The sequence below is a fragment of the Streptomyces sp. NPDC005374 genome (assembly GCF_042872225.1).
Lineage (GTDB): Bacteria > Actinomycetota > Actinomycetes > Streptomycetales > Streptomycetaceae > Streptomyces.
Genome location: NZ_JBIAKA010000003.1, coordinates 533,181 through 548,874 on the forward strand (window position 1 = coordinate 533,181; position 15,694 = coordinate 548,874).

The following is a 15,694-nucleotide window of genomic DNA, read 5'->3' on the forward strand; positions in this document are numbered from 1 at the left end:
ATGCACAGCATGAGCCGCACATCCCCCCACCAGCATCCCCAGCAAGCCGAGTTGAGCCGCCGCGGTCTGTTCAGGACCGCGGGCGGTCTCGGCGCCGCCCTCGCCCTGGGCGGCGGCACCCTCGCCACCGGCATGGCGAGCACCGCCAACGCGGCACCCTCCACCTGGACCCACCCCGGCATGCTGCACAACGCCGGAGACATCAACCGCGCCAAGGTCAGGGTCGCCGCGGGCACCGACCCCTGGCTGTCCGGCTGGAACAAACTGGTCGCCAACTCCCACTCCCAGTCCACCTGGACCAGCCGGGCCACGGCCACCGTCATCCGCGGCGGCACCGGCGAGAACTACTCCCTGCTCTTCAACGACATCGCGGCCGCCTACCAGAACGCCCTGCGCTGGCAGGTCGGCGGCACCGAGGCCAACGCAGCATGCGCCGCGAGGATCCTCAACGCGTGGTCCACGACGCTGACTTCGGTCACCGGCAACGCCGACCGGTTCCTCGCCGCCGGGATCTACGGCTGGGAGTTCGCCAACGCCTGCGAACTCATGCGCGGCTACAGCGGCTTCGACCTCGCCGCCGCCCAGGAGATGCTGGCCAAGGTCTTCTACCCGCTCAACAACAGCTTCCTGACCAACCACAACGACGCCTGCATCACCAACTACTGGGCCAACTGGGACCTGTGCAACATGGCCTCGATCCTCGCCATCGGCATCCTCAACGAGGACGGCACCAAGTACGACCAGGCCGTCACCTACTTCAAGTCCGGCGCGGGCAACGGCTCCCTTGCTCACGCCGTGCCCTACCTGTACACCGACTCCGCCGGCTACGCGCTGGGCCAGTGGCAGGAGTCGGGCCGCGACCAGGGCCACACCGTGATGGGCATGGGCCAGATGGGCGCCGTCTGCGAGATGGCCTGGAACCAGGGCGACGACCTCTACTCGTACGACAGCCGCCGCTTCATGAAGGCCGCCCAGTACGTCGCGAAGTACAACCTCGGCCAGGACGTCCCCTTCACCACCTACAACTGGGGCACCGGACAGAACTGCGCCGCCTCGTCCCAGACGGTCGTCTCCTCCGCCTCCCGCGGCCAGGTCCGCCCCGTCTGGGCGATGCTCCACTTCCACTACAACCGGCGCCTCGGCCTCGACGACAAGTACATCTCGCAGATGTACTACGACCTGGTCGCCCCCGAGGGCGGCGGCGGTGACTACGGCACCACCAGCGGCGGCTTCGACCAGCTGGGCTTCGGCACTCTGATGTACGCCAAATAGCCCTGAAGCGTGCTCGTGCACCGGAATACCGGCGGCGACTGTGGTGCTCTGGTGATACCGGTGCACGAGCACGGCGAAGGGCTGGTGGGCGGATGACGGCAGACCAGGCGAACCCCATGGCCGAGGCGCCCGACGGGGACCCCGTGGCGCGGACGCCGCACGGAGCGGTCCGCGGCCGGTACGAACGGGGCGTGGCCGTGTTCCGAGGCATCCCGTACGCGGCACCCCCCTTCGGGCCCCGCCGCTTCCGGCCTCCGGAGCCCCCCGAGCCCTGGGACGGCGTCCGAGACGCGGCGGCCTTCGGGCCCACGGCGCCGAAACCGCCGTACTCCGACGCCTTCGCGCAGTACCTGTCCGACCCGGTCGTCCCGGGCGACGACTGCCTCAATCTCAACGTGTGGACACCGGAACCCGGGCCCGGCGCCCGCCTCCCGGTCCTGGTGTGGATCCACGGCGGCGCCCTGACCCGGGGATCGTCCGCGGTGCCCGTGTACGACGGGCATGCCTTCGCCCGCGACGGCGTCGTGTTCGTCTCGGTCAACTACCGCCTCGGCGTGGAGGGCTTCGGCCTCTTCCCGGACACCCCCGCCAACCCCGGCCTGCGCGACCAGCTCGCCGCCCTGCGCTGGGTCCACGAGACGATCGGGGCGTTCGGCGGCGACCCCGGCCGCATCACCCTGGCGGGGCAGTCGGCCGGCGCGATCAGCATCGGCGCCCTGCTTGCCGCCCCGCAGGCCCAGGGCCTGTTCCGGCGGGCGGTCCTGCAGAGCGGTCCGCCCGAGGCGAGCGACCGCGACAAGGTACGGCGGATGGTGCGCCGGATGGCCACCCGCCTGAAGATCCCCGCCACCGCCGCGGCCTTCGCCGACGTCGACCGGGAGCTGCTGCTGCGCACCCAGGCCGAGGTGGGCAGGCTGAGCAGCCCGGTCCTCGGCGGCCCCGCCTTCGGGATCGTGGTCGACGGCGACCTCGTACCCCGCGACCCCCTGGAGGCGCTGGTCGCGGGCGAGGCGGGCAAGGACGTGGACCTCATGCTGGGCTGGACCAGCGACGAGTACCGCCTCTGGGTCGTTCCCGGCGGGCTCCTGGAGCGCGTCGACCGGCTCGGCCCTGTCGCCCTCGCGGGGGCCATGGCCCGCTGCCACTGCGGCTCCGAGGTGGTGCGCGGCTACCGCGCCCTGCACCCCGAGTCCGGCACGGCCGATCTCGTCGGCCAGATGGTTACCGACCACCTGCTGCGCATCCCCCTGCACCGCCTCGCCGAGGCCCGCCCGGGCACCTCGTACGTCTACGAGTTCGCCTGGCCCTCCAACCTCCCGGACCTCGGCGCCTGCCACGCCCTCGAACTGGGTTTCGTCTTCGACACCGGCGACACCCCGGAGTCGGCCAAGCTCGCGGGCGACGGCGCCCCGACCGAACTCGGCGACGCCATGCACGGCGCGTGGGTCCGCTTCGCCACCGACGGCGACCCGGGCTGGCAGCCCTGGAACGCCACCCACCCGGTCCAGATCTTCGGCAAGGGCGACCCCTATATCACGTCCGGCCCTCGGGACGGCGATTTCGCGGTGTGGACGGCCGATACGACGACACCGGAGACGGTCCCCGTCTCGGAACCGGCGGAGGGCTGGCCCGCCCGGACGGCGGAACTGCGGTCGGTGGTACGGCGACTGCGGCGCTCGGGGCTGGCCAGGCGGCGCTGAGCACCGCCCGGGTCTCAGGTGCCGACCGCCCTGACCGAGTCCCGGACCACCACATGGGTGCCCAGCAGAAGATGCTCGGCGGGATCCTCCGCCGTGCGGCCGAGCGCGGTGCGTACGGCGAGACGGCCCAGTTCCTCGTAGGGGACGTGGACCGTCGTGAGCGCCGGGTGGAGGTCGCGGGCGAAGGGGATGTCGTCGTACCCGGCGAGGGAGACGTCCCCGGGCACGTCGAGGCCGGCCTCGTGCAGGGCGGTCAGGGCGCCGGCCGCGACCATGTCCGTCGCGGCGACCACGGCCGTGAAGTCCAGGCCCTCCTTCAGCGCGCGGCGCATCAGGCGGTGGCCGGAGTCGCGGGTGAAGTCGCCGTTCAGGACCAGCGCGGGGTCGGGGTCCGTGCCGCGGGCGCGGTGGGCGGCGAGATAGCCGCGCTCACGGCCCTGTGCGGTGGTGTGGTCGGCCCGGCCGCCGAGGAACAGGATCCGCCGGTGGCCCTGGGACAACACGTGGGCGACCAGGGCGTAGGCGCCGCCCTCGTTGTCGTACTCGATGACCGAGACCGGCGCCCCGGGACCGAGCGGCGGTCTGCCGCACAGCACCAGCCGGGACCCCGCCGACGCCAGCGAGTCGGCCATCCGGCGGGTCCGCGCACGGTATTCGACGGTGTCGGCGGCGCCGCCCACCAGGATCACGGCGGCGGCGCGCTGGGCCCGCATCATCTCCACGAACTCCAGTTCGTGCTCGACGTCGCCCTCCGTGCTGCACACCAGGCACAGATGGCCGAGCCGGGTCGCCTCGCGCTCCACACCGTGCGCCATCAGGGCGAACGACGGCCCGGTGATGTCCTCCAGGACGAACGCGAGCGTGGGGGTGCCGACACCCGCGATCGCCTTCGCGCGCGCGTCGGCGACGTAGTCCATCTCGCGCACGGCCCGCATCACGCTCGTACGTGTCGCCGCGCTCACCGGATACACCCCGCCCAGCACCCGCGACACGGTCGACGCGGACACCCCGGCCCGCGCCGCCACATCCCGGATGGTGCTCCGGCCGGCGTCCTGGCTCTTCCTGGTCATCCCTCGCCCTTCCCCCTCGGGAACAGCGGCAACACCGATGGAAACCGGTTCCCGACCGGAGGCTAGCAGGGCGACACCGACAAGGTTAAGGGGCGCGCAGCCCCCTTAGGGGCGCGGGGAACTGCGCGAGCAACCACGACGAAGCCCGCAGCCGCAAGACCGCTGGCGCAGTGCCCTAGGGGCGCGGGGAACTGCGCCAGCAACCACGACGAAGCCCACAGCCGCAAAACAACAGAACCCCGACGGCGAAAAGGCGCCCGGCCAACGCTAGCGCAGCGCCCCCGCGATGCCCGAGATCGCCTCCGGTCCCACCCGGCAGCACCCACCGATCAGCCGCGCTCCCGACGTCCGCCACCCCGTGACCTCCTCCGCGGAGAACGACGAACGGCCCTCCCAGCGGCGCGCCCCCGCGTTCCAGGACTCGCCGCTGTTGGGGTAGACGACGACCGGCTTGCCGGTGACGCGGGCGGCGGTCTCGATCGCGGCGGGCACGTCCTCGGGGACGCAGCAGTTGACGCCGACCGCGATGACCTCGTCCGCGTCGGCGGCCGGGGCGAAGGCCTCCTCCAGCGGCTGGCCGGCCCGGGTGCGGTCGCCCGCGACGGAGTAGGAGAGCCAGGCGGGAACGCCGAGGCCACGGACCGCCCGCAGCAGCGCCTCGGCCTCGTCGCTGTCCGGGACGGTCTCCAGTGCCAGGACGTCGGGCCCGGCCGCCGCCAGGACCTCCAGGCGGGGCCGGTGGAAGGCCTCGAGCTCGGCCACGCTCAGGCCGTACCGTCCCCGGTACTCCGAGCCGTCCGCCAGCATCGCGCCGTACGGGCCGACCGAGGCGGCCACGTACAGCGGCCGCCGGACCCCTTTCGCCCGCGCCTGCCGGGCCGCGTCGCGCGCCAACCCGACGCTGAGAGCGAGCAGTTCGGCTGCCCTCTCCCGCTCGATCCCGCGCTTGGCGAAGCCCTCGAAGGTGGCCTGGTAACTGGACGTGATCGCCACGTCCGCGCCCGCCTCGTAGTACGCGAGATGCGCCTCGGTGATCGCCTCGGGCCGCTGGGCGAGCAGCCGCGCCGACCAGAGCTCGTCGCTCAGGTCGTGCCCGGCGGACTCCAGCTGGTTGGACATACCGCCGTCGAGGACGACCGGTCCGGCCGCGAGGGCCTCGGCGAGGGGGACGGAGGGGACGGCGAGGGTTTCCGGGATGTCGCTGGTCATGCCTCGACGCTAGTCGACGGGAGGCGAGTCGGCCGCATGTGTCCGGAGCGCGAACATCCTGCCCGTCATGCGGGACCCCGCCCTGTGTCAGCCCTGCGCCGCGTGCCGTCCGCCCCCGCGGCGCCTGCCGCGTCCCCTGAGCGTCGGTGGGATCACCAGGCCTCCCAGCAGCCCGAGGGCCAGCACGTACGGCCACCACCCCAGCCCCTCGGTCTCCGCCCCCGCCGCGTGGGGTGCCGCCGCCGGCGGCTGTGCCGACGTGTCGGTGCGCGCACCCGGCGAGGCGCCCGCCTTGACCGCGGTCAGTACGACGTCGTTGCCGTCGCCTCCCCGGTAGGTGATCCGGTAGGTCGTGTCGGCGAGCTCGAGCCGTGTGCCCTCCTTCAGGCCCTCGAAGGCGCCCGTGGTCTTCACGGTGCCCTTGTGGTCCAGGACGGTGATGCTGCGGGCCGGGTCGGTGCCCGCGCCGGCGAGGTCGAGGTCACCGGCCAGCGCGACCGGGCCCGTGACCTTCAACGGGCTTTTCCCCAGGACCAGTTCACCCTTCGCGTGCTGTGTGTAGCCGCCGGAGACGGTGAGTCCGCCCACGACCACGCCGTCGTTGGTGACCGCGCCCTTCACCGTGCCCTTCCCGGACAGTGCGGAGGCCACCCGCAGGCCCGCCGTGCCCGCGTCCAGCCGTGCGGCCGCGGAGGTGAGCCGGATCCCCTTGCTGTGAAGGAGAGTTGCTCCGCCGCGCAGGGCCAGCGTGCCGCTCTTGACGGTCGTCGTGCCCGTGTACGAGATCGCCCCGCCGGTCAGGGTCGTCGTCGCCGTGCCCGCCTGGGTGAGGGAGCCGCTGCCGCTGATCCGGGGCAGGACCAGGGGCGTGCCCGTGTTGTCGAGGACGAGCGAGCCGTCGTTCACGACCTGGTAGCGGCTGCCCTCGGTGTAGAGGGCGCCGTCACCGCCCGGCCTGCCGCTGCCCAGGCGCAGGACGGCACCCTTCTCGACGGTCGTGGAGCCGTCGTAGTACTGGACGGCGGCGAAGGTGACGTCGTTGCCCTTGGTGCCCTTGATGACGATGTCACCCGCGCCGGGCGCGGACAGGGTGTCGTGGAAGCGGCCGCCGCCGATCGGGGCGCCGAGCGTCACGGGACCGTCGTAGTCGAAGGTGAGCTTCGAGCGCTCGCGGGCCGCCAGCAGGTTGATGTAGACGGTCTCCGCCGTGCCCGGCATGAAGATCCGGTTGGTCGTCCCGTCGCCCCACTGGACGTTCGCGCCCTTGATGTTGGTGCCCCGCTTGTTGACGTGTCTGGCGGCCGGGGTCCAGTTCAGGGCGGGGTCGCTGAGTGAGGGGTCGGTGTCACCGCCCTGGTTCGACCAGCTGTACTGGCCCGTGAGGATCACCTTGCCGCCCGGCCGGGACTGGACGTTGATGTCGCTGCCGTACTCGCGCTGGTAGAAGTCCATCCGCAGGGTGACGGTCTGGCCCAGCGGGGTGTCCACGGTCCAGGTGCCCTGGTTCAGCACCTTTCGGACGTGGGGCAGCGAGGTCGCGAACTCGGGCCGCCCGGCGTTGGCCTGGGTGCCGTTGTCGATGACGCCGGAGAACGGGCCGGAGGTCAGGTCCCAGGTGCCCCACAGGAAGCGCGGCTGGGTGATCAGACCGGAACCGCTGACCGTGCCCAGGTTGTAGGCGCTCTTCAGGGAGAGCCGCAGGGTGCCGTCGACCCGGATGTTGTCCTGGTTCAGTCCGAACGCCGGGGTGCCGTACGGGAAGTGGCCGATCAGCCCGGACGTGCCGCCGTCGCCGTACTGGAGGGTCGCCCCGCGCTCGACCGTGACCGCGGGCGGGTCGGCGGCGCTCGTGGTGACGTACGGATGGTTGCCGCCCAGGATGCTTACGGACTGCCGCTGCCGTGTCTTCGGGAGCGTGAAGTCGCTGTTCCGGGTGAGGACCAGTGTGCCGCTGCCGCGCACGGTGAGTGTGCCCTCGCCGCGGAACACCCCGTCGTACGTCGTCGTCCCGGCCGGCACGGTGACGACGGTGTCGCCGGTCAGCGTCACGTCCCGGTCCGCGAGCACGTCGGCGGTGACGTCCCGGGATCCGGCGGCCGTGGCCGGGGGAGCGGAGACCATGAGGACGGCCGTCGCCAGGGCGCCGGCGGCCGCTGCTGTTCTGTGGAAATGGGTGTGCACATGATCGGAGACGGGCGAGGGCGGAGGCGATAACAGAAAACCGGCGACGGATGCGAAAACAGAAAGCGCCTTCTTCTGATCCCGTCCGACCCGTTGACCTCCTGGTTCCCCAGCCTTACCTTTCGGCTGTTCGCATTAACAACAGATGTTCTCAATACCGAACATCGCTCTCAGGACACCCCCACCCGAGAGGCAGTCCGCATGAGCCGCGCCACCGACGTCCCCAACCGAAGACTGCTGCTGAAGGGTGCCCTGGCCGCGGGCGCCCTGGCGGCGACCCCCACCACCGCCGAGGCGGCGACCCCCATCGCCGCCGAAGCCGCTCCATGCCCGACGAAGGCCGCGCCCTTCGAGAACCCGCTCGTCCGCAACCGCGCCGACCCGTACATCCACCGTCACTCCGACGGCTTCTACTACTTCACGGCCACCGCCCCGGAGTACGACCGCATCATCCTGCGCCGCTCCCGCACCCTGAACGGGCTCGGGACCGCCGACGAGTCGGTCATCTGGACCAAGCATCCGACTGGTGTCATGGGCGCCCACATCTGGGCGCCGGAGATCCACCGGATCGGCGGCAAGTGGTACGTCTACTTCGCCTCCGCACCCGCCGAGAGCGTGTGGGACATCCGCATCTGGGTCCTGGAGAACGCCAACCCCGACCCGTTCAAGGGCACTTGGGTGGAGAGGGGCCAGGTCAGAACCGCCTGGGAGACCTTCTCCCTGGACGCCACCACCTTCACCCACCGGGGCAGCCGCTACCTCGCCTGGGCCCAGCACGAGCCCGGCCTGGACAACAACACCGGCATCTTCCTGTCGAGGATGGCGAACCCGTGGACCCTGACGGGGCCTCAGATCAGGCTCACCACCCCGGAGTACGACTGGGAGTGCGTCGGCTACAAGGTCAACGAGGGTCCCTCGGTCATCGCCCGCAACGGCCGCCTCTTCATGTCGTACTCGGCGAGCGCCACCGACTGGCACTACTGCATGGGCCTGCTCACGGCCGACGCGGACGCCGACCTGATGGACCCGGCGAGCTGGTCCAAGTCCCCGGCCCCCGTCTTCACCAGCAACGACACCACCAAGCAGTACGGCCCCGGCCACAACTGCTTCACGGTCGCCGAGGACGGCCGCAGTGACGTCCTCGTCTACCACGCACGGCAGTACAAGGAGATCGTCGGCGACCCGCTGAACGACCCCAACCGCCACACCCGCGTCCAGAAGCTCAACTGGCACGCGGACGGCACCCCGGACTTCGGCATACCGGTGGCGGACACCGCCACGGACACGGAGGTAGCGTCATGAGACGTGCTTACGCGGTACTGCTCGCCCTCTGCCTGGCCCTGGCCGGCGCCCTGGTGACCGCGGGACCGGCCCAGGCCGCCGCGCAGACGATCCCGAGCGGCGTCCAGTTCAAGGACACTTCGGGCAACGCGCTGCACGCGCACGGCGGCGGGGTCATCAAGGTCGGGTCGTACTACTACTGGTTCGGCGAGGACCGCAACGCCGACAACACCTTCAAGTACGTGGACGCCTACCGCTCCACGGACCTGAAGAACTGGGAGTTCAGGAACCACGTCCTGACCCAGTCGTCCGCCTCCGAGCTGGGCACCGCCTACATCGAGCGGCCGAAGGTCATCTACAACGCGTCCACCGGCAAGTTCGTGATGTGGATGCACAAGGAGAACGGCACCGACTACAGCGAGGCCCGCGCGGCCGTCGCCGTGTCGTCCACGGTCGACGGGAGCTACACCTACCAGGGCAGCTTCCGCCCGCTCGGCGACAACATGTCCCGCGACATCACGACGTTCGTCGACACCGACGGCACCGGCTACATGGTCTCGGCGGCCAACGAGAACTACGACCTGCACATCTACAAGCTCACCGCCGACTACACCGGCATCGCGAGCCTCGTCGCCAATCCGTGGGTGGGCGGCCACCGTGAGGCCCCGGCCCTGTTCAAGCGGGGCAGCGTCTACTTCATGCTGACGTCGGGTGCCACCGGCTGGAGCGCCAACCAGCAGCAGTACGCGACGGCGACCTCCCTCGCGGGACCCTGGACGTCGATGGCGAACGTCGGCGACTCCACGACCTACAACTCGCAGACCGCGTACGTCCTTCCCGTGCAGGGGACTTCGGGCACCTCGTACCTCTACATGGGCGACCGCTGGGGCAACTCCTTCGGCGGGACCGTCAACGACTCCCGTTACGTGTGGCTGCCGTTGACCTTCCCGACCTCCACCACGATGTCCATGTCCTGGTACCCGGAGATCAGCGTCGACACGGCCGCCGGCACGATCGGCGGCACGAGCGCCACGTACAACACGCTGGTCTCCCGCAACAGCGGCAAGTGCGCGGACGTGGCGAACCAGTCGCTGTGGCAGGGCATCGCGATCAGCCAGTACACCTGCAACAGCGGCGGCAACCAGAAGTGGTGGTTCAAGGACCTCGGCACCGGCTACTACCAACTGGTCGGCCGCGGCAGCTCCCTGTGCCTCCAGGAGAACTCGGCCGACGTCACCCAGGAGAACTGCGGCACCGCGACCAGCCAGCAGTGGAGCCTCACCGCCTCCGGCAGCTACTGGCTGGTCAAGGCCAGGGCCAGCGGAGAGTGCCTGGACGTGAACGGCGCGTCCACCGCCAACTCCGCCGCGATCATCACGTACACGTGCAACGGAGCGACCAACCAGCAGTGGACGCGCGGAACATGACGGTCCCTTAAAGGCTCACGCCAGCAGGTCGATCGCGTCGATCGACGTGCCCGCGCTGAGGAAGGACGTCGACCCCGAACCGCTCGCCACGTAGATCTTCAGCGTGTTGTAGGCGCTGGTGTCCGTCAGCCAGGCGGACGCCGGCACGCTGTAGGTGAACGTGTAGTTGTTGCCCCGGTACGAGCCCACGGTCAGTGACCGGGTGCTCGGCTGGGTGGGCGGGGAGGGGACGGCGGAGGTCCATGTGTCGTTGACGACGACCTGCGGGCGGCCGTTGGCATAGGCCGTCGTGACACCGATGCGCAGGGTGTGCGCGGCGGCGGCCTGGGCGGCCGTCAGCTTGAAGTAGACGATGATCCCGCTGTTGACGTCCTTCCAGAGATAGCAGGGGAAGGCCGAGGTCTCGGTGCCGCTGCCGATGACGACGTTGCCGGTCCAGGAGGAGGCGCGGACGTCGGACGGGTGGGCGTACGTCATCAGGTCGGCGTTCTTGAAGCCGCTCGGCGTGCCGTCCCAGTTGTTGATGCGCCAGATCGCGCTCGCGTTGCCCGGATCGTTCGAGGACGGGATCGCGATGCTGTTGAGGGTGGTCGTGCCGCCCGCGCTGACGCTCACCGAGCCGGTGTAGACGGCGAGTTCACCCTTGAAGACGGTCAGCGTGTACGTCCCCGGCAGCACACCCCCGATGGAGAAGTAGCCGTCCGAGGAGCGCGCCGAACCCCAGTACTGGGCGGCGGAGTTGGCGAGCCCGACCGTGTAGGCGTACGCCGTGTTCCGGCCAGTGATGCCGACGCCGGCGACCTTGCCCCGGCCGCTCGCGGGGACATACCCGGAGAGGCCGAGCGAGTCCGCCCACGAGGTCGTGAGGGCCCCCGGGTACAGCGAGGAGGAGGGGGCGCCGCCGTCGGTGAAGGCGATGACGTAGGGACCCTGGAGGCCGAAGCGCTGGGCCTCCGTCTGGTTCTCGCCGTAGTACAGGATCTCGTAGAGGCCGCCGCCGTCCGCGCTCTGGTGGCGCAGGAGGGAGCGGTAGAACGGGCCGCCGGAGGCCTTCTCGTGGTTGGAGCGCACGATGTACAGGCCGACGCTGCCGGTGGTCCAGCCGACGTAGTTGTAGTCGATGACCCGGGCCCTCGCGTAGTGCTTGGAGCGGGTCTGGCCGTCGGACTTCGCGAAGACGTCGGAGGCCTCGATGGTGGTGGGCGCGTAGGTGTACGAGTCGGGCTCGTCGTTGAGGAACTTGCCCGCGTTGACACGCAGGATGTAGCGGGTCGCCGAGACCGAGTCGTCGGCCTTGTTGGTCCACAGGTAGACGTTGTTCTCGCCGCTGCGCGCCGCGTAGTAGTGCCTGAGCGTGCCGTACGCCACCGAGATCAGGATCGTCGTCCCCGACTGCTTGATGGTGACGGTGGAGGTGCCGAGGCCGGACTCGATGTGCGAGTTCTTGCCGCCGTAGCCCTGGTACTCGGTGCCCTTGTAGACCAGCGAGGTCAGGTCGCCGTTGGTCTTGCTGACCTTGAAGACGAGGTTCGCGCCGGTGTCGACGACGTAGTTGGAGCCGTCGTCGGTGTAGCCGAAGCCCGCGGCGGACGCGCCCTGGGCGAGCGGCCCGGCGAGGGCGGCGGTGCCCGCGGCGGCCGCGGTGCCGAGGACGAAGGTGCGGCGTCCGACCGGGCGGTGCACGGCGGATTCGGACATGGGGGTGCCTCCTTCAGGACATGTGGGGGTGGTGCGGGTGCTTTGGAGAGTGACAGTTGAATCGATTTCGCGAAAGGGCTTTCGCCCGCTGGAAGTTGGCGATCTCGTGAAATTGGTTCGAGGACTAGAAAGCGCTTGCCAATAGGGGTACGGTCCAGCCGCCAGGCATTGAAGTCTGTCGGAGGAGCCTCGAATGAGACGTTTCAACCTCGCCCTGCTGGCGGCGCTCACGCTGTCCTCGGGCCTCGCCGCCACACCGGCGCAGGCGCATGGCCGACATGCCCTCGGGATCGAGAACTGCGCGGGCACCGCCTGCCACTTCGACGTGCCGTCCGGGACGTACGACGTGCAGCTCCTCCTCGGCGGCGACGCCGCGTCGAGCACGAGCGTCAGTGGCGAGACCCGGCGCTCCCTGCTCCCGGAGACCGCCGTCGCGGCCGGCGAGCGGGCCGCCCGCAGCTTCACCGTGAACGTCCGCACCCCGGAGGGCGAACCGACCGGCCCCGACGGCACACCGGGTCTGGACCTCGCCCTCGGCGGCAGCGCCCCCGCGCTCGCCGACATCAGGGTCACCCCGGCCCGGCACGCCCGCCAGGTCTTCCTCGTCGGCGACTCCACGGTCTGCGACCAGCCCGGCGACCCCTACTCCGGCTGGGGCCAGCAACTGCCCCAGTACCTGCGCAAGGGCGTGTCCGTGGCCAACTACGCCGACTCCGGCGAGAGCACGGTCACGTATCTGTCGGAACCCCGTCTGTGGGCCACCGTGCAGCCGCTGATCCGGCCGGGCGACCTGGTTCTCATCCAGCTCGCCCACAACGACAAGACCACCGACGAGGCGACGTACCGGGCGAATCTGGAGACATTGGTCGCGGGTGTGAGGCAGAAAGGTGGGAACCCTGTCCTCGTGACGCCCATCGTGCGACGCTGGTTCAACTCCGACGGCACGCTGAACAACAACACGGCGTTGCTGGTCAACGGCCTCGGGGTGGACCACCCCGCGGTCATCCGCTCGGTCGCCGCCACGGAGGGCGTCCCGCTGATCGACCTGACGGCGAAGACGAAGGCACTGGTGGAGTCGCTGGGAGTGGAGGGCTCGAAGGCGATCTACCTGTACAACGAGAAAAAGGACAACACCCACACGTCCGTACACGGCGCCACCGTGTACGCGGGCCTGGTGCGCGACGCTCTCGTCGCACAGCACCTGGTGCCGAAGGGCGTTGCGAGGGTGGGATAGATGTCTGGGGCGTCCCGACCGGAACCGGGGCGCCCCAGGCTTTGTAACGGCACGACCCGGAAAGAGAGCCATGCACCTGCCCTCGGACAATCGCGTCCTCAGCCCGCGCACCGGCTACACGCGCGCCCACTGGGAGGCCGCGGCCGACGCCCTGCTCACCGCGGTGGAGCCGTACGCCACCGAGGACCAGGCCCTCTACCACTTCCCCGGTGACCGCCAGAGCTGGACCGGCCGCCTCTCCGACGGCCTGGAGGGCTACGCCCGTACGCTCCTGCTGGCGGCCTTCCGCCGTGACGAGACCGCGCTCGGGCGCTACGCCGAAGGACTCGCCGCCGGAGTCAGCGGTGCCTGGCCCCGCATCGAGGACCGCAGCCAGCCGCTGGTCGAGGCCGCGTCGATCGCCCTCGCGCTGCGCCTGACCCGGGAGTTGCTCTGGGACCGCCTGGACGACGGCGTACGCCAACGCGCCGCGGCCTGGCTCGGCGACGCGCTGACCGCGGAGGCCTGGCCCTGCAACTGGGAGCTGTTCCCCGTCACGGTCGGCGGCTTCCTCCAGGAGATCGGGTACGAGCCCGAGGCGTCCGGCAAGGCGATCGACCGCGGCCTGGAGCGGATCGAGCAGTGGTACGTCGGCGAGGGCTGGTACACCGACGGCGACGGCCGCAAGTTCGACTACTACAACGGCTGGGCCATGCACCTCTACCCGGTGCTGCACGCCTGGCTGGCCAAGGACGACCGCCTCCTCGCTTTGTACGGCGGCCGCCTCTCCCGCCATCTCGAGGACTACGCCCGCCTGTTCGGCGCCGACGGCGCCCCCATGCACCAGGGCCGCTCACTGACGTACCGCTTCGCGACGACCGCCCCGCTGTGGCTGGGCGCGCTGACGGGCCACACCCCGCTGGCCCCGGGAGAGACCCGGCGGCTGGCCTCCGGAGCCCTCAAGTACTTCCTGGACCGGGGCGCGGTGGACTCCCGGGGCCTGCTCACCCTCGGCTGGCACGGCCCCGACCCGGGTCTCCTGCAAGGCTATTCGGGCCCGGCATCGCCGTACTGGGCGAGCAAGGCCTTCCTCGCCCTGCTCCTCCCGGCCGACCACGAGGTGTGGACGGCGGTGGAGGAACCGGGCCCGGCGGAGCGCTCCGACGCGGTCACCTCGATCGCCGCCCCCAACTGGCTTCTGCAGTCCACCCGTTCCGACGGCCTGGTCCGCCTCCACAACCACGGCAGCGAGGACGTCCGCTACGACCCGTACTACACCCGCCTCGCGTACTCGACGGTGACCGAGCCGTCGACGTCGTACGACAACAGCCTGATCCTGGGCGGCGATCCGAGCCGTACGGAGATCGAGCCGTTGGGTGTGGGGGAGGGGTGGGCGGCCTCACGGCACGCGGCGGCCGGAGGAGCGCGGGTCACGAGTGTCGTGCTCGCGCGTGGGGCCGTGGAGGTGCGTGCCTTCCTCGTGTCCGGGGCCGAGACCGGGACACCGGTGCGGGTGACCGGGTGGGCCGCCGGGGACGGGGTCCGGGCCGAACTCCGGCCCGTCGTCGGCCTCGACGACGAACTCACCGGCGTCACCGGGGAAGGGGCGGCGCTCTTCGTCGCCTTGGCCCGGCTGACGGGCGAGGCGGATCCTGTGCCGTTGGAGGAGTCGGTGGCCGTACAGGCCCATGGCGCGCGGGAGTTGGGGGTTCGCTGGGGTGCCGGCGAACCCGAGGTGCGGGTGCGGTTCGATGACCACGGGGTGGGGGTCGCGTCGCTCCGGTGACGCGTCGGCTCACGCGAGCAGCGGCAACTCGCCACTGGCGGCCCGGGGTTCGAGGTCGTGGGTGGGCCGGGGTGGCCTCCCGGCCGGACGGGCCGCAGGCCTCGGGTCAGCGTTGATAGAGCTGCCACATGGCGAGTTCGCCGTCGTGCGCGCGCAGCCGTTCGACGGCCGCCACGGGGGTGCGGTGTTCGGTGAGCTCGTAGAAGAAGAACAGCGGGGCGAACACGCTCGCGTAGCCGAACGGAGCACCCCGAGGAGCGATGTAGGCACTGGCGCCGGCGTCGAGGAAAGCCTCGGCGAGCGCGGGCTCACCCGTGTCGCAGCCGGTGACGAGAGTGACACTGCCCGGCAGCCGGAAGTGTTCGCGTACCCGGTCCGGCCCGATGGCACCGTTGAACGGCTGGAATCGGGCCAGCTCCTCGGCCACGTCCTCCATCAGGATGCGTCCCTCGTCACCGTGGCAGGACACGATCACATAGGGTGCGATCGCTCTGGAGCCGTCGAGCGCCGCCACCAGGTGGCGAGGCTGTCCGACCCGTAGATGGTTCACATGGACGCCGAAGACTTCCAGCCCGTCGCGCAACGCATGCGCGAACCCGCCGCCGATGTCGATCAGGTCGATCTCGGTCCAGGCCAGGCGACCGGCCTGGACCTCGCGTACGCGCGACGGGCGCTGAGTCGCCAGCCACTCCTCTTCCGCTCCCTCTCGCTGCGTCACCCGGCCAAGATGCCACGGACACGGGGCGGCGACGTAAAGATCCGCTCATGGTTCTCGGTCGACCGGAGACAGCAACTGTCCGGCCCTGATAGGAAATGGGCATACTCCGGTTAAGAGGGACAACTCCTGCGCACCTTGT

The 15,694-nt window shown here is 70.6% G+C and carries 11 protein-coding genes; 6 read left to right on the plus strand and 5 right to left on the minus strand.

The features are described 5' to 3' along the window. The first annotated feature begins 9 nt into the window (after positions 1–9). Both ACFYRX_RS10695 and ACFYRX_RS10700 read left to right on the plus strand, forming a co-directional pair. Positions 10–1,272, plus strand: a complete 1,263-nt coding sequence (locus tag ACFYRX_RS10695; protein WP_389098009.1) for an alginate lyase family protein — start codon at positions 10–12, stop codon at positions 1,270–1,272. A 92-nt stretch (positions 1,273–1,364) separates the two neighbouring features. Continuing rightward, the gene (locus ACFYRX_RS10700) at positions 1,365–2,972 is read left to right on the plus strand and encodes a carboxylesterase/lipase family protein (RefSeq protein ID WP_389098011.1); all 1,608 of its coding nucleotides are present in this window, start codon (positions 1,365–1,367) and stop codon (positions 2,970–2,972) included. A 14-nt stretch (positions 2,973–2,986) separates the two neighbouring features. Here the strand turns inward: ACFYRX_RS10700 and ACFYRX_RS10705 are convergent, their stop codons facing one another. The 3 genes from ACFYRX_RS10705 to ACFYRX_RS10715 form a co-directional block, all read right to left on the minus strand. Continuing rightward, entirely contained in the window at positions 2,987–4,042 is a 1,056-nt protein-coding gene (locus ACFYRX_RS10705; protein ID WP_389098013.1) for a LacI family DNA-binding transcriptional regulator, read from the minus strand. A gap of 267 nt (positions 4,043–4,309) precedes the next feature. After that, positions 4,310–5,251 carry a homocysteine S-methyltransferase gene (mmuM, locus tag ACFYRX_RS10710; protein ID WP_389098014.1) on the minus strand — a complete coding sequence of 314 codons (942 nt, stop codon included), beginning with the start codon at positions 5,249–5,251 and terminating at the stop codon, positions 4,310–4,312. Positions 5,252–5,338: 87 nt separating this feature from the next. Beyond that, a complete protein-coding gene (locus ACFYRX_RS10715; RefSeq protein ID WP_389098228.1) occupies positions 5,339–7,372 on the minus strand; it encodes an autotransporter in 2,034 nt (677 codons plus the stop codon). A 261-nt stretch (positions 7,373–7,633) separates the two neighbouring features. On the opposite strand from ACFYRX_RS10715, the gene ACFYRX_RS10720 reads away from it, so the two are divergent. Continuing rightward, positions 7,634–8,734, plus strand: a complete 1,101-nt coding sequence (locus tag ACFYRX_RS10720) for a family 43 glycosylhydrolase (protein WP_389098016.1) — start codon at positions 7,634–7,636, stop codon at positions 8,732–8,734. Further along, positions 8,731–10,140 (plus strand): RICIN domain-containing protein, encoded by a 1,410-nt coding sequence (locus ACFYRX_RS10725; protein ID WP_389098018.1) that lies wholly within the window; start codon positions 8,731–8,733, stop codon positions 10,138–10,140. Before ACFYRX_RS10720 ends, ACFYRX_RS10725 begins: the two co-directional genes overlap by 4 nt. 15 nt (positions 10,141–10,155) lie before the next feature. On the opposite strand, the gene ACFYRX_RS10730 is transcribed toward ACFYRX_RS10725, so the two are convergent. Then, positions 10,156–11,838, minus strand: a complete 1,683-nt coding sequence (locus tag ACFYRX_RS10730) for a rhamnogalacturonan lyase B N-terminal domain-containing protein (RefSeq protein WP_389098020.1) — start codon at positions 11,836–11,838, stop codon at positions 10,156–10,158. Positions 11,839–12,031: 193 nt separating this feature from the next. On the opposite strand from ACFYRX_RS10730, the gene ACFYRX_RS10735 reads away from it, so the two are divergent. Both ACFYRX_RS10735 and ACFYRX_RS10740 read left to right on the plus strand, forming a co-directional pair. Further along, complete coding sequence (locus tag ACFYRX_RS10735) at positions 12,032–13,072, plus strand: rhamnogalacturonan acetylesterase (protein ID WP_389098022.1); 1,041 nt, start codon at positions 12,032–12,034, stop codon at positions 13,070–13,072. Between the two features lie 70 nt (positions 13,073–13,142). After that, complete coding sequence (locus tag ACFYRX_RS10740) at positions 13,143–14,837, plus strand: DUF2264 domain-containing protein (protein WP_389098024.1); 1,695 nt, start codon at positions 13,143–13,145, stop codon at positions 14,835–14,837. A gap of 106 nt (positions 14,838–14,943) precedes the next feature. Here the strand turns inward: ACFYRX_RS10740 and ACFYRX_RS10745 are convergent, their stop codons facing one another. Next, positions 14,944–15,555 carry a hypothetical protein gene (locus ACFYRX_RS10745; RefSeq protein ID WP_389098025.1) on the minus strand — a complete coding sequence of 204 codons (612 nt, stop codon included), beginning with the start codon at positions 15,553–15,555 and terminating at the stop codon, positions 14,944–14,946. Positions 15,556–15,694 lie beyond the last annotated feature (139 nt).